Source organism: Pseudomonas violetae (assembly GCF_023072615.1).
GTDB lineage: Bacteria > Pseudomonadota > Gammaproteobacteria > Pseudomonadales > Pseudomonadaceae > Aquipseudomonas > Aquipseudomonas violetae.
This window is the reverse complement of sequence record NZ_JAKNRW010000084.1, coordinates 212-677: the sequence shown is the minus strand read 5'-3', so window position 1 is coordinate 677 and position 466 is coordinate 212. Positions and strand designations below refer to the sequence as shown.

Sequence of the window (466 nt, the reverse complement as noted above, 5' to 3'; positions counted from 1 at the left end):
ACTGCTGGCTCGACTGTGGTTGAAGGCGGCGCGATCACCTACACCGCGACTTTGACCAACCCTGCTGGTACTCCGGTGACCGTGACCTTGAGCAATGGCTCGGTCATCACCATCGGTGCGGGCCAGACTACCGGCTCCGTCGTGGTCGAAACTCCGGCCAATGACGTTTATGTCAACGGCAGCACCGTCAGCACTACGATCACTGGCGCTACTGGCGGTAACTTCGAAAACCTGGTGCCGAGCACGACTCCAGCCGTTACCACCATCACCGACTCGATCGACGCTACCGCCGTCACCTTGACTGCGGGATCGACTGTGGTTGAAGGCGGTTCGATTACCTACACCGCGACTTTGACCAACCCTGCTGGTACTCCGGTGACCGTGACCTTGAGCAATGGCTCGGTCATCACCATCGGTGCGGGCCAGACTACCGGCTCCGTCGTGGTCGAAACTCCGGCCAATGACG

Annotated in this window: 1 protein-coding gene; it reads left to right on the top strand. The window is 60.3% G+C overall.

Features of this window, described 5'->3' with window-relative positions; genetic code table 11:
• Nucleotides 1-466, top strand: a 466-nt coding sequence (locus tag L9059_RS30515) for an immunoglobulin-like domain-containing protein (RefSeq protein ID WP_247296827.1), incomplete at both ends; no start/stop codon positions are given.